The sequence below is a fragment of the Acinetobacter sp. EKM10A genome (assembly GCF_011075215.1).
Classification (GTDB): Bacteria; Pseudomonadota; Gammaproteobacteria; order Pseudomonadales; family Moraxellaceae; genus Acinetobacter; species Acinetobacter baumannii.
Genome location: NZ_JAALLK010000008.1, coordinates 103415 through 124992 on the forward strand (window position 1 = coordinate 103415; position 21578 = coordinate 124992).

The following is a 21578-nucleotide window of genomic DNA, read 5'->3' on the forward strand; positions in this document are numbered from 1 at the left end:
ATCTTTTAAATCCTTGAGTGAAAATCCATGTCACTTACGTCCAATTTGCGGCAGTTTCAATCTGCCGCTCGTCTGGAGCAAATTTTAGGCTCCGTACATGATACCAATAATGATTTTTCTTGGTCCGCAGCTATCGAGCGTGATGAGAAAGAGCAATATCCACAGCGAGCTGTTGATTTTCTGAATGCGGTGGGTATGAACCGTTTCTATGTGCCTTCAGAGCTTGGAGGCCGTATGGAAATTGGTGAAGAGTTGTTATATCTGCATCGCGTGTTGGCACGACGCGATCTGACCATCAATTCGACCTATAGCACGAATGCTTGGTCTGTGATCGTATGGATCGGTGGTAATGCGAATCAATGCCAAAACATCGCTAACCGAATTTTAAGTGGTGCTGCTCCAGCGCTGGCTTATAGCGAGAAAGCGCATGGTGCTGACCTGTTATCTAGTGAAGTGACTGCGCAACCTTCCGACAGTAAGTACGTCTTAAATGGCGAGAAATGGTCGATCAATCGCGCCACTCTAGGTGACTCTTTAAGTCTAATCGCTAAAACGTCAAATGATCGTGGACCCCGTAGCCTGAGTGCATTCTGGCTCGATAAGCGTCATATGGCTTCTAAAGGTACGTATAGCCTGAACCGCCTGCCAACAGTGGGCATGCGTGGTTTAGATATCAGCGGTATTGGTTTTAATAACGCTGAAATTCATAAAGATGCCCTAATCGGTGAAGAAGGCCAAGGATTAGAACTTGGACTTAAGACGCTACAGGTAACACGTGCATATTGCAGTAGTTTCTCTCTAGGTGCCGGCGATACGATGCTACGCATCGCAACCGAGTTTGCGATTGAACGCGAGTTATATAACAAAAAAGTAATAAGCATACCGTTGGTACGTGAGCAACTCGCTACAGCTTATGCCTACCTTTTAGCGGCTGAGGTGTTATCACTTGTTGGTGCGCGAGGGTTACACGTTTGTATCAATCAATTCAGTACATGGTCACCAATCGTCAAGGTACTGGTGCCTGAATATGTAGAGTCGCTTGCCAAAATCACATCCTCAGTGCTTGGGTCACGTTTTTTCTTAAGAAATGCATATGCAGATGGAATGTTCCAGAAAGCATTCAGGGACCATCTGATTGTCAGTGTGTTTGACGGTAGTAGCACCGTCTGTCTAGACAGTCTGAGTTTTCAGCTCAAATCTGCCAATAAAGGGCGCAGTAAAAAAGCCGACCATCTCAATCAAGCTGAAGCGAAAGCACGCTATCGCCAGTTATATGACTTACAGGTAGAGACAGGTGCTATTGATTTCCGTGAGCTTGAGATTTTCAACCGAGATGGTGACTTGGTGATGGAGTCACTCGAAACAATCATCGAAATGCTCAACGACTCTAATGTCACAGTTGGGTTGTCTGCTGAGACGCTAGCTACGCTACATGAGCGAGCAAACCAGCTTCTTGTTGAACAGCGTTCATTGGATCAAAAAATTCAGGACTACTTTTCAAATTCTGAGCAAAGCAAGGAGTTTGAAACGATGCGCTTCAGTCTCGCCCGTGACTACGCCGAGTTATTCGCTCGTATTGCTGTGTTGGGTTTCTGGGTTTTTAACCGCCATGGTTTAAGGCCTGCTTTACAGGATGGTGCATGGCTGATCATTTTCTTAAATGCTGCTGAAGGGCGGACAGCTCCTCCTATGACGTCACTACGTGAAAGCACATTGGCAGATCTGCTGGACCGAATTTCAACCAATCACATGTTATCTGTCATCGATTTTGCACTGGCACCGCGTGATGCCAAACCGGTTAAAAAGGAGATTACCCCATGAATAAAGATAAAGCTTACTGGAGCGCAATCATTCGTACGCTAGTCGCTAAAGAGATGCGCGTAGAGCCTGAGACGATTGATCCAGATCAAAAATTTACCAGTTATGGTCTTGATTCGATTGTTGCTTTGTCTGTGTCTGGGGATTTAGAAGATCTGACGAAATTAGAACTTGAGCCAACACTATTATGGGATTACCCAACAATCAATGCGTTGGCTGAATATCTTGTTTCTGAGTTGCAGCAGGGAGTTGCTTCATGAACAACTTTGCACGACTAGAACCGGAAGTTCTGTCTCGTCATGCGATTTCTGCGGAGCAGCTTGGTATTTGGTATATCCAGCGTCTTGAGCCAACTTGCAGTGCTTACAATATGGTGGTGGCCTTTGATGTGAAGGTCAACCAGTCGTTGGGTAACAAGCCAATAGAGATACTAGAAGCGGTAATGCATGATTATCCGCTACTACGTGTAAGTATGCCAGCCAATGATCAGGGAATTGAGCAACTGATCTGGGATCGCGTGTATCCGAATATCATCTTTTCTGATGCTCGTCATATTGAAGCTTCTGATTTGACGCAATTGGTTGAGCAAGACACCAAGCAGCCGTTTGACCTGACTCAGCCACCGTTATGGCGTATTCATTGTTATGAACGCGGTCAAAATCATTATGTGATCGCATTTGTGATTCATCATGCGCTCATGGATTTTTGGTCAATTGGTCTATTGCTGCGAGACGTTAGCAAACGTTTTGGACTCGTTGCAGAGTCGGATGCAGTGAACGGAATCGAGTTTGCACAGTATGCCGATAAGCAGCAGAGCAGCGTGATTGATGATACTGATGAGAGCTTAATTTTCTGGAAAAATGCACTGAAGCATGCACCACATGTGCATAGCATTCCGCTTGACTATCCTCGTCCAGCCGTACAGCAACATAAAGGCAGTTCACTGGTTTTCCGTGTGCCTGAGTCAGTGTCATCTGGCCTTGTAAACTTGGCAAAAGATTATGAGATCACATTATTCGGACTTGTGCTCTCTGGCTTTTATGTTCTGCTACACAAACTATCTAATGAAAATAATCTAGTCATTGCTACGCCCGTGGCAGGTCGACTTGAACGTTCTTTACGTAATGCATTGGGTCAGTTTGTCAACACGATTGCTATTCACATGGACATCGATGCTGACCAGACTTTACGTCAATTTACCCAGCAGGTTCAGGAACAATTAAGACAAAGCCTTAAACATCAAAAAATTGCCTTTTCTAGAGTAGTTGAAGCTGTCTCACCAAAGCGTGATGGCAGTATTAATCCATTGGCTCAGATAGGAATGTTCTGGGAACGTCTGGGTGGTATGGATGAGTTTAAAGAACTACTCCTACCAATCCAGACTCCGGCCACTTTGGTTGGACAAGATTTGACGTTAGGAAGTTTTCCGGTTCGCCAGCAAGAAGGACAGTTGGATATTACGCTGGAAATGGGCGGTGAATATCAAGGTGAACTCGTTGGTGTATTGAAATACAACACTGATCTATTTTCTGCGCAGTCTGCCGAGAATATGGTGCAACTGCTGCAAGCTGTACTATCAGAGATGGTGGCTCACCCTGAACGTAAGATCGTTGAGTTAGATATCGCACCTGATTATAAAGATGGTATCCAGTTCGAGGCCCTCCGTGGAAAGGCGACTGATTATACTCAGCATGATCTATTCGCAATGATTCTCAAGCAGATAGAGGAGCGTGGTGAAAATCATGCTTTAACCTCAAACGATCATACGGTTAGCTATCGTGAGTTAGGTCAACATATTGCTGGTATTGCTGAATATTTACGTATACACGGTATTACTCAGGGCGATCGTGTAGGTCTAATGTTAGACCGCACAGCGTTATTGCCAGCAGCAATCCTTGGAATCTGGGCGGCAGGTGCAGCTTATGTACCGCTAGATCCTAATTTCCCAACTGAACGTCTACAGAACATTATTGAAGACGCTGAACCTAAAGTCATCTTGACTCAAACCGAGTTAATGGATGGTCTTAACGTTTCTGTGCCTCGCTTAGATATCAATCAAGCTGGTGTTGTGGCACTTGAACAAGTGCGCGAGACGCTTGCCTTTGATGACATAGCTTATGTGATGTACACATCAGGCTCGACAGGTAAGCCTAAAGGTGTCCGTATTGGGCATCCTTCAATTATCAATTTCTTGCTATCTATGAATGATAGATTGCAAGTAACGACTGAAACTCAGCTATTAGCAATTACCACGTATGCCTTTGATATTTCAATTCTTGAATTACTCATTCCGCTGATGTACGGCGGTGTGGTCCATGTTTGCCCACGTGAAGTATCACAAGATGGCAATCAATTGGTGGATTATCTAAATGCTAAGTCTATCAATGTCCTGCAGGCAACACCGGCTACTTGGAAAATGCTCTTAGACAGCGAGTGGAGCGGCAATGCGGGATTGACAGCACTCTGTGGAGGCGAAGCGTTAGATACTATTCTGGCAGAAAAACTGCTCGGTAAAGTCGGTTGTCTATGGAATGTCTATGGTCCGACCGAAACTACAGTGTGGTCTAGTGCGGCTCGTATCACTGATGCAAAGTATATTGATTTAGGTGAACCACTGGCGAACACTCAGCTTTATGTCCTTGATGAACAGCAGCGTTTAGTCCCACCAGGCGTTATGGGTGAGCTTTGGATTGGTGGTGATGGTCTGGCAGTTGATTACTGGCATCGCCCTGAACTGACAGATGCCCAATTTAGAACATTGCCATCTCTACCAAATGCCGGTCGACTCTACCGTACAGGGGATAAAGTCTGCCTGCGTACAGATGGACGTTTGACTCATCATGGACGTTTGGACTTTCAGGTCAAGATCCGCGGATTCCGTATCGAATTAGGTGAAATCGAGAATGTCCTCAAACAGATCGACGGTATCACAGATGCAGTAGTGTTGGTTAAGACCACAGCTGACAACGACCAGAAACTGGTGGCATATGTAACTGGACAAGAGCTTGATATTGCTGGTTTAAAAAAGACCCTACAAATCCACCTCCCAGCTTATATGGTGCCAAGTGCGTTTATCCGATTGGATGAGTTTCCAATGACGGCCAACAATAAGTTGGATCGTAAGGCATTTCCTGAGCCGATCTTTGAGCAGAGCAATGATTATGTTGCACCGCGTGATCCGATTGAAATCGAACTGTGTACTACCTTTGAGCAGATCTTGTCGGTCAAGCGAGTTGGTATACATGATGATTTCTTTGAATTAGGTGGGCATTCACTATTAGCTGTGAAGCTTGTCAACCATCTCAAAAAGGCTTTTGGTACTGAACTGTCAGTTGCTTTGTTGGCACAGTACTCCACTGTGGAGCGTCTGGGTGAGATCATTCGTGAAAATAAAGAAATTAAACCATCCATCGTAATTGAGCTGCGCCGTGGAACCTATGAACAACCGCTGTGGCTGTTCCATCCGATTGGTGGCAGTACCTTCTGTTATATGGAGCTTTCGCGTCATCTTAATCCGAACCGTACCCTACGTGCTATTCAGTCTCCCGGACTGATTGAAGCAGATGCTGCGGAAGTGGCGATTGAAGAAATGGCGACGCTCTATATTGCTGAAATGCAAAAGATGCAGCCTCAAGGACCTTATTTCCTTGGTGGCTGGTGTTTCGGTGGTGCGATTGCATATGAGATCAGTCGTCAGTTGTGTCAAATGGGGCAACAGGTCACAGGTATTGTCATGATCGATACCCGTGCTCCAATTCCAGAGAATGTGCCTGAAGATGCCGACGATGCCATGCTTTTGTCTTGGTTCGCCCGTGATTTGGCTGCACCTTATGGCAAAAAGTTGACGATCCCAGCGCAATATTTGCGTGATTTGAGTCCAGATCAAATGTTTGATCATGTACTTAAAGAAGCTAAAGCCATTAATGTTCTGCCTCTCGATGCAGATCCATCAGATTTCCGACTTTACTTTGATACCTATTTGGCGAATGGCATCGCACTCCAGACCTATTTCCCAGAACCTGAAGATTTTCCAATCCTTTTGGTCAAGGCCAAAGATGAGCAGGAAGACTTTGGAGAAAGTCTAGGTTGGGATCAACTAGTCAAAGACACATTTACACAGGTGGATTTGCCTGGTGACCACTCATCAATTATGTACGCTGAGAATGTCGTGGCTGTAGCCCAGACAATTGATCAGATGTACCCAATTCCTGCATAAGAAATATAAGAAGGTAGAACCACTATGGTGACCATAGAACATGCTTTCCTCATACCGGCCAAGATTGACAAGGTTTTCAACTACCTTGCAAACCCGGCCAATGATGCAGGTTGGCAATTGTCGTGTAAGCATTCTGAGCTGCTAGACAGTACTCCGCGTGTGGGTAGTAATTACGAAATTGGTTTTAGCTTTATTGGGCGTGAAATGTCCTTTAAAGGTGAAATTACACATCTGGTACCGAACGAATTATATGCGTTTAAAGTAGTGGAAGGACCCTTTCACTACACCGGTACTTACCGTTTCAAGCCACATCCGGAAGGTACGTGGATTGAATGGGTGTTTGAGGCAGAACCAGGTAGCTTTTTTGGTGTATTGCCGCCAGCGCTGCTAAAAAAGATGGTGCTCGCTCAGTTCAAGAAAGATGTTGATAATCTTCAAGCATTGGCTCAGAAGGGTGAAGCCTATGAGTCGGTTGACAATGAAAATAAACCAACTCTCGAAACCAACAAACCACCTCGTAAGACTCAACAAATGATGGAGAAATACGCGCGTTGGATTCTTAGCCATCGTCGTATTGTCTTGACTGTGGTGATGCTCTTAACACTTGCTCTAGCGTATCTGGCATCTGGTGTAAAAATTATTATTGACCCAGATGCACTTGCGCCTAAAGGGCATCCTTATATCACCTCGACCAAGCTGATTGAAAAGAAATTCGGCTCCAAATATATGGTCGTGATCGGTATTACACCGAAGCAGGGGGATATTTATCAGCCGCAGGTGTTGGAGAAAGTCAAACGCATTACCGAAGAAGTTGATAATGCACCGGGCGTAGTCCGTTCCACTATGATGAGTCTGGCTGCACGTCAGGCGAAAGGTATCGAGGCGAATGCAGAAGGGTTCGATGCCAAGAAACTATTGCCGAGTAGTTCAGTCACTCAGGAGGATATTGATCACCTGAAAAAACTACTGGCACTGAATCCAACCTATATGAATTCAGTGGTATCTAAAGATCAACGAACTGCTGCGATTTTGCTTGAGCTTGAGGAAAGTCCAGAGGGCTTCCAGAAAATGATGGGCCCGATTAATAAAATCGTAGAAAGCGAACAATCTAAAGATATGACCATCAGTGTCGGTGGTAATCCTGTGTATCTGGATAAAGCTGAAGACTACTCTAAGCGTATCAATATCTTGTTCCCGATTGCCGTATTGGTGATTGGTTTATTGCACTTTGAAGCATTCCGCAGCAAGCAAGGTTTGATTCTGCCACTCGTTACAGCTTTGTTGGCTGTGGCATGGGGTATGGGCATGATGGGCTTGTTCAAACAGCCAATGGATATCTTTAACTCGCCTACGCCAATTCTGATTCTGGCCATCGCGGCAGGACATGCCGTGCAGTTGCTCAAGCGCTACTATGAAGATTTTGATCGCCTGATTGCTCAAGGGATGGAGCCTAAAGCTGCCAATAGCGAAGCTGTAGTGCAGTCTTTGGTTCGTGTTGGTCCGGTTATGGTGTTGGCTGGTGGTATTGCAGCAGCTGGATTCTTCTCTCTGTTGACTTTCAACATTCCAACGATTCGTTCATTCGGTATTTTTACAGGAATTGGGATCATCAGTACGCTGGTGATCGAGATGACTTTTATTCCGGCACTCCGCTCAATGTTGCCACCACCTTCGGTTGTGAAGGTCAAACGCAAAGGCTTGCCAATTTGGGATTGGATTCCAAACCGTATTGGTGATGTCATTTTGTCAGTTCGTCCGCGAATGATGTTAATGACTGCGATTGCGGCAATGGGCATCTTCCTTGCTATTGGCACGAGCCGTATTGTGGTGGATAACGATAGCCGTAATTTCTTCTCTCGCGACTTACCAATGCAACAAGATGACAGATTCTTGAATCAGTCTCTCGGTGGCACAAACAGCCTTTATATTATGGTTGATACGAAGGTTCGTGATGGTATTGAAAATCCTGAAATCTTAAAAGCGATTGATAATACTGAAAAGTTCGCGAACTCAATTCCAGAGGTCGGTAAAACCATCTCTATCGTGGACTATATCAAACGAATGAATCAGGCAATGAATGCCGATCAACCACAGGCATTTCAGGTTCCGGCAACCAAAGATGTCGTTGCTCAGTATCTGCTGTTGTATTCAATGTCTGGTGAGCCGACTGATTTTGATTCATACATTGATACCACTCAGCGCTATGCCAAGATCACGATTCTTCTGAAAACTGGCAGTAATCATCGCATTAAAGAAATCCTTGAGTCGCTAAAAACGTATATGGCGGGTCAATTGGGCGACAAGGCTGTAGTGAGTTTTGGTGGTGATGTGACGCAAACCATTGCTTTGACTGAAACGATGGTTCACGGCAAGCTCATGAACATTCTACAAATTTCATTTGCCGTATTCTTTATTTCAGCATTGGTTTTCCGTTCGATTTCAGCTGGACTGATTGTTCTGACTCCACTTCTGTTCTCAATTCTTGCCATCTTTGGCGTGATGGGCTGGCTCGATATTCCGCTCAATATTCCGAACTCTCTCATCTCGGCCATGGCTGTAGGTATTGGTGCGGATTATGCCATTTACTTCCTCTACCGCTTGCGTGAAATCTTGCGCGAAGAAGGCGGCGATATCAAAGACGCTATTCGTAAAACTTTAAGTACTGCTGGTAAGGCATCTCTTTTTGTCGCGACTGCGGTTGCTGGTGGGTATGGCGTATTGTCCTTATCACAAGGCTTTCACGTCCATCAATGGCTCGCGATGTTTATTGTGATTGCGATGCTTTTCAGTGTATTTGCAACCTTAATTATGGTACCTACAATGATTCTAATATTAAAACCTCGTTTTATCTTTTCTTCAAAGAAGAAGAGCATACCTGTTGCACAAACTGTGGTGACAAGCCTTTTGTTGGGTACAGCGCTCACAATGTCGATGCCTAAAACATCTCATGCAGATGAAGTTCAAGATATTGTTAATCGTAGTGATGATGCCTCTAAGTTCTTGTCTTCAACGGCTAGTGCCAAATTTATTTTGACCTCTAAAAATGGCGAGCAACGTGTACGTTTAACTAAAAATATGACTAAGCTTGCTGGAAATACGCAGAACAACATGCGTTTGACTGAGTTTATCTCGCCAGCAGATGTCCAAGGAACCACGACACTGTTAATTGAAAATGCAAAAGGCAGCGATAGCATGTTCGTCTATTTACCTGCATTGAAAAAAGTACGCCGTCTTGCCTCAGCGAATAAAGGTGATGCTTTTATTGGTACGGACTTTAGTTATGGTGATGTCCTTGGCTATAAGCTCAGTGACTGGAAATACACGAAACTTGCAGATGGCAAATTTAATGGCAAAGATTGCTACATGATTGAAGCAACACCAATCAATAATACGGTGAAGAGTGACTTTGGTTATAGCAAACGTCGTATGTGCATACTCAAAGACAACTTTGTTACAGCAACCATCGACATTTGGGATACAGCAGGCAAGCCATTAAAACACATTGAGTTCACGGATATCCGTCCTTACGGTAAAGTGAAACCAAGATGGCAAGCCATGAAATCTATGGCGAAAAATCTGCAAACTCAACATATGACACAAGTAATCGTCAATGATTTTGCGGCAGAAAAAACCTTATCCGATAAGCTTTTTTCACCACAGAGTCTTGAAAAATGACGCAAGGTGCCTATTGGGTATTTGCATGCTGCAGTAGCTTTATGCTACTGCAGCATGCTTATGCAGATGACAGCGAAATTAGTTTTGTGAGCCAGAACTCAGCCAGACTCGACGTTTGGTCATCAGATCGTGATTTAAGTTCGTTAAAAAACATTGGGCAAGCAAGTTTCTGGTCCAATGGTACACTCAAATTTAACCCTGCATTTAAGCTGCATTACGACATAGTGGTTTCAGACGAAACGGACCACACTGTAAACCCAGATCAGGTGAGTAAGGTAAATCGTAACTTACGTGAGTTGTATGCGTCATATAATTGGGACCAGACCGTCTATGTCGATGTTGGTCGTCAGATTGTCGTCTGGGGGAGAGCGGATGGAATTAACCCAACGGATAACCTATCGCCCCGTGACTATACGCGTCTAGTACCAGACGAGACAGATCAACGTCTAGGAAATGATGCAATCAAATTGACGTATATTCCTGAATCTGGAACCAATAAATGGACGGCATTGTGGTATCCGCGTAGTCGTTCAGATGTGATTCCATTGCGTCAGATTGCTGGTGTTCAGTATGACATAGACCGTAAGAGCCGTCCTGCATTTGCAATGCGTTGGGATTATTCCGTAGATGGTCTAGATGTAGGGGCATCGTATTTCTCAGGTTTAGATCATATGCCTGATCTGTCAGTTCTTTCAGCGTCTCCAACAGGGGAGGCCACATTGCAACTGAAAAATAACCCTATGTCCGTCTATGGAGTAGATTTTAGTTATAACCATAACGATCTTGTGTGGCGCGGTGAAGCTGCATATACAAAGACTGACTCAAATGGCAGCGAAGATCTTATCCATAAGAAAAATAATTTAACTGTAGTTATGGGACCGGAATGGTCATTAAAAAATTCTACGCTGAGTTTAGTAGGCGTGTACAAGCATACAGAAGACTTTAAATCTGCCGATAGCCTAACAAATCCATTAGTGAGAGAAGTCTACCGTTATCAGCAAACGATTAGTGATCAATATGAGCAAGATCAGTATGGAGCTATGCTGCGTTATGCGCTTAACCTATTGAATGACAATTTAAAGTTAGAGTTTACAGGATTCTATTTTGCGCCAGAGCCTAATGAATTGTTGAGAGTACGTATTAACTACAACCTCAATGATCACTGGCAGTTAAATGCAGGTGGAGATCGCTTCTGGGGCAGAAATGATACGGTACTAGGACAATTTAGAGATAACAGTCTGGTGTATGCCCAGGTTCGATATAACTTTTAAGATAACTCGCTTCAAAACAATGCTGGAGTGCCCAGCACCTAATAAGGTGATTTATGGATAATTTAAATAACGCAAAAAAAGATAATTTTTCACGGAAGACCATATTAGTAACAGGTGCAGCAGGTTTTATTGGCAGCAGATTGATCGTTGAACTTCTGCGTGAAGGTCATCAGGTGATTGCTGCGCTGCGTAATGCCGCAACCAAGAAAGATAAGCTATTAGGTTTCATTGCAACAGAAGGACTGGTCGATCCGTCTATTTCGTTTGTCGAATATGATTTAAGCCGCGATTTTAAGCTGGACTCTCTATTATCGGACGCCCAGACAAAAATCCATGTAATTTATCATCTCGCAGCATCATTTAATTGGGGCATTAGCAAAGCTGAAGCTGAGCGTACCAATATTAAGTCAGGGCTGGCGTTGATTGAATGGGCTGCAACATTGAAGCAGCTTGAGCGATTTATCTGGATTGGCGGGTATCGTGTGGCTGCGCCGCCGCAAGAATCGGCTGATGAATTGTATTGCAAACATGGTGGTTATGAGGCTTCAAAAATTCTAGGGCATCAAGCTTTCATTGAGGCCTGTAAGCGTTTAAATGTGCCATGGACTGCAATAAATCCGGCGACAGTCATTGATGGTTTTTATAATTATGGCGATATGCAATATATCGGTATTGCTGACATGATTGATAAGCTCTATCAGGGACGTTTACTGGCATTACCTGGTGGTCGTGACACATTCCTACCTCTATGCAATATGCAGTATATCGTGAGCTTTCTGATCCGAACGATATCTTATCCTGAGACCATTGCTCAGGAGTATATGCTGCTTGATCCTGCGACACCCAAATTTCATCGCCTAGTTCACCTAGCTGCTGAGCATTTGGGAGTTAGCTCACCACACTTACAAATACCTAAAGTTTTGCTCGAGAAATTACCAGAGGTATTACTTGACGGTTCTAAAGAGCAACTTTCTTTCATTTCTACCGAGCACTACCATGTTGCTGGGGCAGAGGCGATGGCGGCGAAGATGGGCATCGCAGACCTGATCAGTATCATGCCTTATTTTTCTCGCTGGATTGATCGCTTGGTGTTTACACGTTTTGGTCGTATGCAAGTACCAACACCTAATTCTTTTAGCTATCAGAACCGCTATTGGATAGAAATTTATACTAAACAGCCAGTTGGTTCAGAAAAAGTTTCTGCATTATTTTTACACGGCATTCCATTTGATAGTGCATGTTGGTCTCCAATCATCAATAAAATTACTTATGATCAGGTCGCTATGATGGACTTACCGGGACTTGGGCGTTCAGGTAGTTATGAAATGATGGAAGATAATAACCATCAATTTATTGATACTGCGGCAGAGCTTTTGGCACCAAATAGTGTGGTGATTGCCCACTCATTAGGATGTCTTTTTGCATTAAATCTTGCAAAGAAATATCCAGATAAAGTTGCACGCCTTATCCTTATATCGCCTTATTTTATTCAGGCACAGGCTGCAAGAATGTTTCAGATACAAGCGATATCTAAACTCATTTTCCGTTTTGTGCCGAAAGATGTGATTGCTAAAGATTTACATCCAGAGGGGCAACAAAATCTGTCAGTGAGATATGCGATGGATTCATTACGACGTTTGTCAGTATCTAAGCATATTAGTGAGTATATGCACCACATTAATTTGCCGCAGCAGCGCGCAGCACAGACAGCTTTGCTTTCTGAGCTTCGATCTAAAATCGAGATTATTGTGGGAGAGAAAGATCCAATTGTTACCCCAATCAGTCCAGATATCCCGGTACATATCATCGCTGGCGCAGGTCATAATCCACACGTTACCCATGTAGAAGCGGTTTATGATTACCTTACACCGGTTCTGACAAAGTACATCAGCACTACAGCACAGCTTAGTGATGTCTGATGTAGCGAACGTACAGGTTTATGTTTGCCCAATTTTACGGGTACCAGACAACCATCTCATATTGAGTCATTATCTCAGCTTTCTCAATGCGGCAGAAAAGCTGAGATATGATCAATATCATTCTCATGCAGCGCGACTTTTCTTAATTTCTCGTGTGTTAATGAAGTCCGTTTTATCAGATAAGTTGGGTATCTTGCCCCATGAGGTCATCATTCAATTACAACCTAACGGCAAACCTTTTGTACGAGGCAATAAGGCTATTTATTTTAATCTTAGTCACTCCGCGGAACTTATTGTTTTTGCTGTGACAGAAAAAGGAGAAATAGGGGCCGATGTTGAAAGAATGGACCATGAGTTCGAATGGAGGCGTGTCGATAGCGTGTTAGCGCCAAGTGAAATTGAATGGATTCAGCAAAATGAATGGACTAATCCAACTAGTGTATATCAACGTTTTTTTCAAATATGGACCTTAAAAGAATCCTATATTAAATGTACTGGTGAAGGAATGAGCCGTCATTTAAAGAAGCTCAACTTTCATGTATCTCCTGAACATATACAATTTTGCGATTTAACCAATAATGATGTTCAAAGAACCGAGCAGTATCATTTTAAAAGTTATATCTATAATTATAGTTTTATCTTCTCCCTATGTTTACAGCAGAGTCATTGCCTAGAAAGCTTTAATATAGATTGTTTTCAATTATTACCTTATATATCTACACATCGAATAACTCTAGAACCTTGCGAACATAACTAACTTAAATCAAGGCAATGAGTGATTTTGAAATTCTAAATATATAAACAGATCAAAAGAAAAAGGCACTTACCTTCCGATAAGTGCCTTTTGAATTTGGAGCGGGAAACGAGACTCGAACTCGCGACCCCAACCTTGGCAAGGTTATGCTCTACCAACTGAGCTATTCCCGCATGTATGAGCAGTTTTTACTAAAACTTTCTCAAAAAAACCAATCTGGAGCGGGAAACGAGACTCGAACTCGCGACCCCAACCTTGGCAAGGTTATGCTCTACCAACTGAGCTATTCCCGCGTGCCGCTTATAATACATTAAGCAAAACAAGGGTCAACAACTTTATGCAAATAATTATGCTGATTGCATAAAATAAAAACAGAAATGAGCATTTAGAGTTATTTTTATTGATAAGTTGCCGAATAAATAGACATTTTGTTTGAAGTCAAAGCATACAAGAGCAACTTTTGTTTGTGTGTAGACAGGGTATACTAGGTCTAAATATACGAATAATCGTAAAAGGAAAAGCTATGAGCCTTGAACAACAGTTGATTGAACGGTTACAGACCCTTGCACCTAGCCATTTAGAAGTCATTAATGAGTCTGCTGGCCATGGTGGTTATTTTCCTGGTAAAGAATCCCACTTTAAAGTGATTGTGGTGAGTGAAGAATTTAACGGCTTGCGTTTGGTTCAGCGTCATCAAAAAGTTTATGCCTTGGCTTCTGATTTAATGAATCCAGGACAAATTCATGCTTTAGCAATCCACGCTTATTTACCAAGTGAGTGGCAAGGTCAAGCGCCAGCAAGTCCAGAATGTGCACATGCACCTAAAAACTAAGGGCTTAGTTTATGGATGCACATTTACTCACTAAAATTATCCATATGACTGCGGTAGCAGCCGCACTTATGGTTTTTGTATTACGCGCTTCTACACTATTTATTGGTGTACAAGGTGAACAACCTAACCCAGCAGGGCGTAAAGTTTTAGTTGCTTTACAGCATTTGACATTTACCGTGGTTTTCATTACCGGAGCAATTTTACTGGTGATGAAGAACTTTCAGGTACAGCCATGGTTCTACGCTAAAATTATCTTATTTTTAGTGCTCTTATCATCTTTAATGAAAGCCTTTAAAAAGGATGACACTATTTTGCTAGCTCAGCGCCGTGCGGGTTTGGTCATTAGTGCAATCGCATTTGTTGCCATTATTATTCTGGTGATAGTGAAACCTGTTTTTGCTTAATTGTTCTACATTCTTTGCCTTTTTGCGTAAGCTCTAGGTTAAACTGCATACAGTAAAAAAATATGTAGAGGGAAACATGCTAACTCGTGTGGTGTTTAACCAAAAAGGCGGTGTAGGGAAATCAAGTATTACTGTAAATTTGGCTGCCATTAGTGCCAAACATGGCTTAAGGACCTTGGTTATCGATCTTGATCCTCAAGCCAACTCAAGCCAATACCTTTTAGGCGAAGAAGCAACATACGCTGCTGATAAAGCAATTTTAGAACCAAATATTGAAAACTTCTTTGAAGATGTGTTGGGAAATAATCAACAAAAAGGTTTAATTGGGAACGCACTGGGCTCAATTCTAAAAGCTCCACGCAACAAAGATCTCGACAGTTTTGTACACTCTACATCCTTTGCAAAATTAGATGTGCTTCCCGCTAGCCCTACGCTTGGTGCTCTTGAACATGCACTTGAAAGCAAACATAAAATTTATAAATTGCGTGACTCTATTCAAAGCTTAGTTGGGCGCTATGACCGCATTTATATTGACACACCTCCAGCCTTTAACTTTTTCACATTGTCTGCATTAATTGCAGCAGATAAGGTCCTGATTCCTTTCGACTGTGATGTCTTTTCAAAGCGTGCTTTACAAACATTGATTGAAAATGTTCTCGAAACGCAAGATGATCATAATGATCGCTTGGAAATTGAAGGAATTGTGGTGAATCAGTTCCAGTCCCAAGCAAAACTACCTCGGGAAGTGGTTCAACAGTTAAAAGATGAAGGGTTACCAGTGCTCAATAGCATGTTACCGCCTTCGATTTTGATGAAAGAATCACATCAGAAAAATTTACCTTTGGCTCACTTAGCGCCAGAACACAAATTGACTCAGTCTTATGAGGCATTGTTCAGCGAAATTGAACCAAAACGATAAGAGAAAAATGATGAAAGGCTTATATATTGTGCCTTTGGCAGCGGCCACTTTACTATTGAGCGCTTGTGCTACAACGGTAAAACCGACTTATGTGTCTCCGACGCAGTATCAATCTTTGAGTTGCCAGCAGCTACAAAGTGAATATAACCGTATTCAACAATATATCGACAATGGTGTACAGACACCAAAAAGTACAGGTATGGGTGTTGGACTTGGGCTTGGCGGTGGCTGGGGACGAGGCGGTTGGGGATTCGGCCCATCCATCTCTGTCAATATGGGACAATCTTCTTCAACCAAAAACACCGAACTTTCACGTGTATTAGGTCAACAAGAAGCCATTGTTCAGGCTGCTCAGTTTAAGAATTGTCCAATTATTGTTCGGAAAAAGACGAATTAATCATCGGTTTTGCATCATAATATGCTAACTAATTGCATATTGTGATGAATAAAGTTTAGCAAAATGTTTCATAATAAAATTATTATAAATCAATAATTTTTTAAAGATAAGCCTTAGAATAACTTGTATTCTTTCTAATCAGAATACGCTCTAAACTTGCTATATTTTGCCCATTTCGTTTAATGTTGCCGCATCTTTACTAATGTGGAAATTATATGATTGAGAGCTGGTTTTTTGTATTAGCTATGTTGGCTGTTTTACTTATTCCGGGCCCGACAAACGCATTACTTGCAACCGCCGCTCACTCACAAGGTTTATCTAAAACATTCTGGCTTATCCCAATGGAATGGTTGGGCTACGCTTATGGCATTAGTTTTTGGGCAGTGTTCATTCATTTGGCAGATCCGGTTTGGCCTGCACTACTGCTTATTTTGCACATCACTAGCGTATTATATGTATTCTGGATGGCATTCCGCTTATGGAAAACCACGCATTTACAACAATTTAGCCAAAATCATCGTAATATTCGCCCACGTCAATTATTCTTCTCAACTTTAAAAAATCCTAAGTCTTTACTTTTCGCCGCAGGTATTTTCCCCGCTGAAACATGGAATTCGCCTGAAAATTTTCTCATGGTTCTGGCTGCTTTTACTTTGATTCTTATTCCAGCAGCAAGTTTCTGGATGTTTTTCGGACGTGCTTTATTGACAGGATCAATGAAAAAAATAAAGGCCGATCATCTATATAAAGGATCGGCCATGTTACTTATTTTATGTATGCTTCCAGTGGTATTCCGTTTTTTCTAATTGCTCTTTAAACGTTAGCTTTTCGGTTTTTTAGCTTTTGACGTATGAAGCCGATCACACCCGGTAAAATACTAATAATAATGATGCCAAAAATAAGGTGGGTAAAGTTATCTTTTACAAGTGGATGTCCACCGAAGAGATAGCCTAAAGTGACAAAAGAAGCTACCCAACAGAATGCGCCAATTATGTTATAAGTTAAGAAAAACTTATAATTCATGCTGCCAGCGCCAGCAACGAAAGGTGCAAAGGTACGAGCAAATGGAATGAAACGTGCAAAAATAATAGTCTTGCCACCATGACGGGCGAAGAATTCATGAGTCTTAATTAAATGTTGCTTATTAATAAAGCGTGAATTCATCTCAAATACGCGTGGACCGATAAAACGCCCAATATGATAGTTCACTGTATCGCCTAAAACCGCGGCAATGAAGAGTAGAATGCCCAGTAACCAAGGGTCTATTGTGCCTGTAGAAGCCGCTAAAGCACCTGCTGCGAACAGTAAGCTGTCACCCGGTAAGAACGGCATAACCACTAAACCGGTTTCGACAAAAATAATTAAAAATAAAATGCCATAAATCCACGTCCCGTAATTTGTGATAAATTCGGCGAGATGTTGATCAACGTGTAGAATAAAATCAAGAAGTTCCATGAGATGATTAAGTGGTAAACCGTGCTCAAATCCTAGCAGCGAGCCTATAGAAAGTCAGTATAAAACATCAAAAATATACAAATTGATCATCCTATTTGTGCAACGATATATATGGATTTTGAGTATTTAATTATCAATGTCCCAAACCTAGAATGAGTTCATCAACAAATAAGCATTAAATAAAGGTGGCAATATGTTTAATCCAAATGTGGTGGTCAAAAATATCGTGACGCAACCAGGCGCAGACAGTTTTATTAGCCTTGTTGCTCGTCTTCTTATCGCTTATATCTTTCTTGCTGCTGGTTGGGGGAAAATTACCGGTTATACAGCAACTGCAGGATATATGGAAGCAATGGGTGTTCCAGGTGGACTTCTACCATTAGTTATTCTGGTTGAGTTCGGTGGTGGTTTAGCGTTGTTATTTGGTTTCCAAGCACGTTTCGCAGCTTTTGGTCTTGGGATCTTTAGCATCTTAACTGCGTTCTTATTTCACCAAGGTGGGGCTGATGCAGCAGCACAATATAACAATGGCATCCACTTTATGAAAAATCTTGCAATGGCAGGTGGTTTATTCTTCTTGATGCTTCACGGTGCTGGACGTATTAGCCTCGACCATGCAATTGAAAAATAATATCTAAAGCAAAATAAAAACCGGATGATTCATTCATCCGGTTTTTTTATATTTAAAAATTAAAGCATAAACTGGATTTGTAGCTCACCAACAACAAAACCAAGTACTGCGCCTACTGCAATGAGTGCCCACTCATCTTCTTTAAAGGCTGGACGTAGCATACCTTCAAATTCCGAAGGCGTTAATTTCTGCATACGCTCAATCAGGGTATTGCGAATATTCATGGCGTCTTCTGCATAAGACTCAACATATTTCATGGTCTCTGGAAGTTGCTGCATGATACGTTCCGCAACCTGAGTTTTCATATTCTGGTATTTTTCTCCACCAATTGCATAAACAACGAGTGGGCGGATTACACCTGCTTGCATGTCAATTTCCTGTTTGACATGACGGTTAACCAGCTCAATAACACGTGCAGAGTGAGTCCCTGAAAACAACTCTTCCATCATATGGCGTGAAGTCAAAAGTTGTTTGGAAATTAAAGCTGCATAGTCAGCTGCCACTTCATTTTGACGTTTAATAAATAGACCTTGCCATGTATAGCCCAATATTTTTTTCGGATAGAGGGGTCTAAACATCATTTGTAGGGCAATCCAGTCACTAAAAAAACCTACAAATCCGCCAAACAGAGGTAGCATCCAAGGATATTTTCCTTGTGTGACAATCCAGCAGAGCATCTGGATTACACCAATACCAAAACCAAATACAAAACCAACGTTACTGAAAAACTTAAACTCTTGTTTGCCTACACGTTTAAAAATATTGTTCAGTAGGCGTTTGTCTTTAAGTAAATTACTAATGACCAAATGTTTAATATCAAAATATCGATTTACGTCACGTTGCACTTCACTCATGATGTGCTCGACAATTTCCGGGGCTTTTGATTGCACTCTGCGGATCAGTCTTTGGCGGGCAAACTCAGGCATGCCTTCCCATAAGCCTGGTTGATATTCTTGAGCAACCTCACGGGTAATATCTTCTGCTGCTGCCATTAATGGTTTTTCAATTTCTTTAGCAATACGCTTTGGGTCAAGGCGAGCAAAAATTTCTTCGGGCTTAATGAGCTTAGCCGTCATAAGCTCTACAGCAGTCGTTGCCATTTTTTCGGCTTTACGAGGCACAATACCTTGCCAGCCAAAAAACGGTTTAATACCTTTAAATTCAAGTGGTGAAAACATCATTTGAATGGCAATCACTTTAGTGACATAGCCAATTAAACCACTCATGAAAGGAATAGAGACATACAACCAAAAATGTTGCTGGAAATCTGCAATCATAGTTTGAAGCATTGTTGTTCCTTAGATTTCTATTGATTTTGATATGGGGCAACAAGCCATAAAAAACGGATAACTGTTTAAGGTCAGACAAATATCGCTTAATGGTATTTACCTTTCCATGGTAATGCCTGTTTTATCGGGTCATCTTAACATCAAATTCATTATGATGTTGCATAGAATGTGATGAATTTATCAATGTGCATGAAGTTCTAAAGTAACTTTTAGCGTGTTGATAAATATAAATAAATAATATTTTATATCGATTATTCTAACTATTAAAATGATTCTAATATGAAAAAAATAAGATATATGATGATTTGCGGTGCGTCGAAGCGTGAAAAATGTTAAAATGGCGCGCTTAATTCTTTTGCCATTTAGTGGTTTGTCATGACTACCAATACTCAAATTACTGAAGATCGTATCCTGATCCTGGATTTCGGCTCTCAATATAGTCAGCTCATTGCACGTCGTGTACGTGAAGCTGGTGTTTACTCTGAAATGTATGCCTTTGATATGTCTGAAGAAGACATCCGTGCTTTTAAGCCAAACGGTATCATTTTATCAGGTGGACCTGAGAGTGTGCATGAAGAGGGCAGCCCTCGCGCACCGCAAGTGGTGTTTGAATTAGGCGTTCCAGTATTGGGTATTTGCTATGGTTTACAAACCATGTCTGAACAGTTAGGCGGTAAAGTTGAGCCGGGTACTGTACATGAGTTTGGTTATGCCGAAGTTGATATCGTTAAACGTGACCAACTCATTGGCAACTTACAAGACCGCGAAAACCAACTACACGTTTGGATGAGCCACGGCGACAAAGTGAGCCAGATTCCAGAAGGTTTTACGATTACTGCAAGCACACCAAGCTGTCCAGTTGCTGCTGTAAGTGATGAAACACGCCGTTTTTACGGTGTTCAGTTCCACCCAGAAGTAACACACACGGCAAAAGGTGAAGAGCTACTTTCTAATTTCGTTCACAAAATTTGTGGATGTGGTGGCCTTTGGACACCTGAACACATCATCGATTTGCGTGTAGAGCAGTTACGTGAGCAAATTGGTAACGAGAAAGTACTTTTAGGCCTTTCTGGTGGTGTTGATTCATCTGTTGTTGCTGCACTTTTACACAAAGCGATTGGTGATCAATTAACATGTGTATTTGTTGATAATGGTTTGCTTCGTTTAAACGAAGGTGACCAAGTGATGCAAATGTTTGCTGAAAATATGGGTATTCGTGTTATTCGTGCAGATGCAGAAGCGCGTTTTTTAAATGCTCTAGCTGGCGTTACCGATCCTGAAGCGAAGCGTAAAATTATTGGTCGTGAGTTCATTGAAGTATTTGCTGAAGAAGCACGTAAACTTGATGGCGTGAAATTCTTGGCGCAAGGTACAATTTACCCAGACGTAATTGAATCTGCTGCAAGCAAACAAGGTAAAGCACACGTTATTAAATCTCACCACAATGTGGGTGGTTTACCAGAAGATTTAGCATTTGAATTGGTTGAGCCTTTACGTGATTTGTTTAAAGATGAAGTACGTAAATTAGGTACTACACTTGGCTTGCCACATAGCATGATCTACCGTCATCCATTCCCGGGCCCAGGTTTAGGCGTTCGTATTTTGGGTGAAGTGAAAAAAGAATATGCAGATATTCTTCGTCTTGCTGATGATATCTTTATGCAAGAGCTTCGTGACAGCGGCTGGTATGACAAAACAGCTCAAGCATTTGCTGTATTCCAACCTGTTAAATCAGTAGGTGTAGTCGGTGATGGCCGTCGCTATGCATGGGTGATTGCGCTTCGTGCAGTTGAAACAGTTGACTTTATGACAGCTCGTTTTGCACATTTACCATACGAATTGGTTGATAAAATCTCAACACGCATTATGAACGAAATTAAAGATGTATCACGTGTGGTATACGACGTGTCATCTAAACCACCAGCAACGATTGAGTGGGAATAATCAAATGAAAAGGCAGGATTAAATCCTGCCTTTTTTATATCTGTTTCTTCCGAA

General features: G+C 42.1%; 16 protein-coding genes and 2 tRNA genes. 14 read left to right on the top strand and 4 right to left on the bottom strand.

The features are described 5' to 3' along the window. Positions 1 to 45: 45 nt before the first annotated feature. From G9371_RS11990 to G9371_RS12020, 7 genes are read left to right on the top strand one after another with little or no spacing between them, the layout of a single operon-like run. Positions 46 to 1821, top strand: a complete 1776-nt coding sequence (locus G9371_RS11990; protein ID WP_086221564.1) for an acyl-CoA dehydrogenase — start codon at positions 46 to 48, stop codon at positions 1819 to 1821. Next, complete coding sequence (locus tag G9371_RS11995; RefSeq protein WP_001030690.1) at positions 1818 to 2078, top strand: acyl carrier protein; 261 nt, start codon at positions 1818 to 1820, stop codon at positions 2076 to 2078. The genes G9371_RS11990 and G9371_RS11995 overlap by 4 nt, the downstream gene beginning before the upstream one ends. After that, positions 2075 to 6034 carry a non-ribosomal peptide synthetase gene (locus tag G9371_RS12000; protein ID WP_029424597.1) on the top strand — a complete coding sequence of 1320 codons (3960 nt, stop codon included), beginning with the start codon at positions 2075 to 2077 and terminating at the stop codon, positions 6032 to 6034. Before G9371_RS11995 ends, G9371_RS12000 begins: the two co-directional genes overlap by 4 nt. Positions 6035 to 6058: 24 nt before the next feature. Beyond that, positions 6059 to 9709, top strand: a complete 3651-nt coding sequence (locus G9371_RS12005; RefSeq protein WP_029424596.1) for an outer membrane lipoprotein-sorting protein — start codon at positions 6059 to 6061, stop codon at positions 9707 to 9709. Continuing rightward, complete coding sequence (locus G9371_RS12010; RefSeq protein ID WP_000191707.1) at positions 9706 to 10980, top strand: DUF1302 family protein; 1275 nt, start codon at positions 9706 to 9708, stop codon at positions 10978 to 10980. The genes G9371_RS12005 and G9371_RS12010 overlap by 4 nt, the downstream gene beginning before the upstream one ends. Positions 10981 to 11033: 53 nt before the next feature. Then, positions 11034 to 12899 carry an alpha/beta fold hydrolase gene (locus G9371_RS12015; RefSeq protein ID WP_029424595.1) on the top strand — a complete coding sequence of 622 codons (1866 nt, stop codon included), beginning with the start codon at positions 11034 to 11036 and terminating at the stop codon, positions 12897 to 12899. After that, entirely contained in the window at positions 12892 to 13656 is a 765-nt protein-coding gene (locus G9371_RS12020) for a 4'-phosphopantetheinyl transferase family protein (protein WP_029424594.1), read from the top strand. The genes G9371_RS12015 and G9371_RS12020 overlap by 8 nt, the downstream gene beginning before the upstream one ends. Positions 13657 to 13750: 94 nt before the next feature. Here G9371_RS12020 and G9371_RS12025 read toward each other — a convergent pair. Together G9371_RS12025 and G9371_RS12030 are read right to left on the bottom strand one after the other, a co-directional pair. Continuing rightward, a tRNA-Gly gene (locus tag G9371_RS12025) sits at positions 13751 to 13826 on the bottom strand. A gap of 44 nt (positions 13827 to 13870) precedes the next feature. After that, positions 13871 to 13946, bottom strand: a tRNA-Gly gene (locus G9371_RS12030). A 230-nt stretch (positions 13947 to 14176) separates the two neighbouring features. On the opposite strand from G9371_RS12030, the gene G9371_RS12035 reads away from it, so the two are divergent. The 5 genes from G9371_RS12035 (at position 14177) to G9371_RS12055 (ending at position 17011) form a co-directional block, all read left to right on the top strand. After that, a complete protein-coding gene (locus G9371_RS12035) occupies positions 14177 to 14485 on the top strand; it encodes a BolA family protein (protein ID WP_000051227.1) in 309 nt (102 codons plus the stop codon). 11 nt (positions 14486 to 14496) lie between these two features. Next, on the top strand, positions 14497 to 14889 hold the full coding sequence (locus G9371_RS12040; protein WP_002163353.1) for a SirB2 family protein: 393 nt from the start codon (positions 14497 to 14499) through the stop codon (positions 14887 to 14889). Between the two features lie 76 nt (positions 14890 to 14965). Then, positions 14966 to 15808 carry a ParA family protein gene (locus G9371_RS12045; protein ID WP_029424593.1) on the top strand — a complete coding sequence of 281 codons (843 nt, stop codon included), beginning with the start codon at positions 14966 to 14968 and terminating at the stop codon, positions 15806 to 15808. A 10-nt stretch (positions 15809 to 15818) separates the two neighbouring features. After that, positions 15819 to 16205: a hypothetical protein gene (locus tag G9371_RS12050; RefSeq protein ID WP_000677531.1), complete on the top strand. Its 387-nt coding sequence runs from the start codon at positions 15819 to 15821 to the stop codon at positions 16203 to 16205. Between the two features lie 215 nt (positions 16206 to 16420). Continuing rightward, positions 16421 to 17011, top strand: coding sequence for a LysE family translocator (locus G9371_RS12055; protein WP_000573143.1), 591 nt, complete (start codon positions 16421 to 16423; stop codon positions 17009 to 17011). A gap of 7 nt (positions 17012 to 17018) precedes the next feature. On the opposite strand, the gene G9371_RS12060 is transcribed toward G9371_RS12055, so the two are convergent. Continuing rightward, positions 17019 to 17660, bottom strand: coding sequence for a DedA family protein (locus G9371_RS12060; RefSeq protein WP_002163348.1), 642 nt, complete (start codon positions 17658 to 17660; stop codon positions 17019 to 17021). A 193-nt stretch (positions 17661 to 17853) separates the two neighbouring features. Between G9371_RS12060 and G9371_RS12065 the strand changes: the two genes are divergently transcribed. Further along, the gene (locus tag G9371_RS12065; RefSeq protein ID WP_002163351.1) at positions 17854 to 18291 is read left to right on the top strand and encodes a DoxX family protein; all 438 of its coding nucleotides are present in this window, start codon (positions 17854 to 17856) and stop codon (positions 18289 to 18291) included. Between the two features lie 59 nt (positions 18292 to 18350). Here G9371_RS12065 and G9371_RS12070 read toward each other — a convergent pair whose 3' ends face one another. Next, the gene (locus tag G9371_RS12070; RefSeq protein WP_169518027.1) at positions 18351 to 19568 is read right to left on the bottom strand and encodes a DUF445 domain-containing protein; all 1218 of its coding nucleotides are present in this window, start codon (positions 19566 to 19568) and stop codon (positions 18351 to 18353) included. 387 nt (positions 19569 to 19955) lie between these two features. Between G9371_RS12070 and guaA the strand changes: the two genes are divergently transcribed. Next, positions 19956 to 21524, top strand: coding sequence for a glutamine-hydrolyzing GMP synthase (guaA, locus tag G9371_RS12075; protein ID WP_000210751.1), 1569 nt, complete (start codon positions 19956 to 19958; stop codon positions 21522 to 21524). Positions 21525 to 21578: the final 54 nt, after the last annotated feature.

Excerpts from the sequence above, each read along its gene's own strand:
- G9371_RS12065 (WP_002163351.1), top strand. The coding sequence starts at position 17,854 with ATGTTTAATCCAAATGTGGTGGTCAAAAATATCGTGACGCAACCAGGC.
- G9371_RS12045 (WP_029424593.1), top strand. The coding sequence starts at position 14,966 with ATGCTAACTCGTGTGGTGTTTAACCAAAAAGGCGGTGTAGGGAAATCA.
- G9371_RS12050 (WP_000677531.1), top strand. The coding sequence starts at position 15,819 with ATGAAAGGCTTATATATTGTGCCTTTGGCAGCGGCCACTTTACTATTG.
- G9371_RS12040 (WP_002163353.1), top strand. The coding sequence starts at position 14,497 with ATGGATGCACATTTACTCACTAAAATTATCCATATGACTGCGGTAGCA.
- G9371_RS12060 (WP_002163348.1), bottom strand. The coding sequence starts at position 17,660 with ATGGAACTTCTTGATTTTATTCTACACGTTGATCAACATCTCGCCGAA.
- guaA (WP_000210751.1), top strand. The coding sequence starts at position 19,956 with ATGACTACCAATACTCAAATTACTGAAGATCGTATCCTGATCCTGGAT.
- G9371_RS12055 (WP_000573143.1), top strand. The coding sequence starts at position 16,421 with ATGATTGAGAGCTGGTTTTTTGTATTAGCTATGTTGGCTGTTTTACTT.
- G9371_RS12015 (WP_029424595.1), top strand. The coding sequence starts at position 11,034 with ATGGATAATTTAAATAACGCAAAAAAAGATAATTTTTCACGGAAGACC.
- G9371_RS12035 (WP_000051227.1), top strand. The coding sequence starts at position 14,177 with ATGAGCCTTGAACAACAGTTGATTGAACGGTTACAGACCCTTGCACCT.
- G9371_RS12010 (WP_000191707.1), top strand. The coding sequence starts at position 9,706 with ATGACGCAAGGTGCCTATTGGGTATTTGCATGCTGCAGTAGCTTTATG.
- G9371_RS12070 (WP_169518027.1), bottom strand. The coding sequence starts at position 19,568 with ATGATTGCAGATTTCCAGCAACATTTTTGGTTGTATGTCTCTATTCCT.
- G9371_RS12000 (WP_029424597.1), top strand. The coding sequence starts at position 2,075 with ATGAACAACTTTGCACGACTAGAACCGGAAGTTCTGTCTCGTCATGCG.
- G9371_RS12005 (WP_029424596.1), top strand. The coding sequence starts at position 6,059 with ATGGTGACCATAGAACATGCTTTCCTCATACCGGCCAAGATTGACAAG.
- G9371_RS11995 (WP_001030690.1), top strand. The coding sequence starts at position 1,818 with ATGAATAAAGATAAAGCTTACTGGAGCGCAATCATTCGTACGCTAGTC.
- G9371_RS12020 (WP_029424594.1), top strand. The coding sequence starts at position 12,892 with ATGTCTGATGTAGCGAACGTACAGGTTTATGTTTGCCCAATTTTACGG.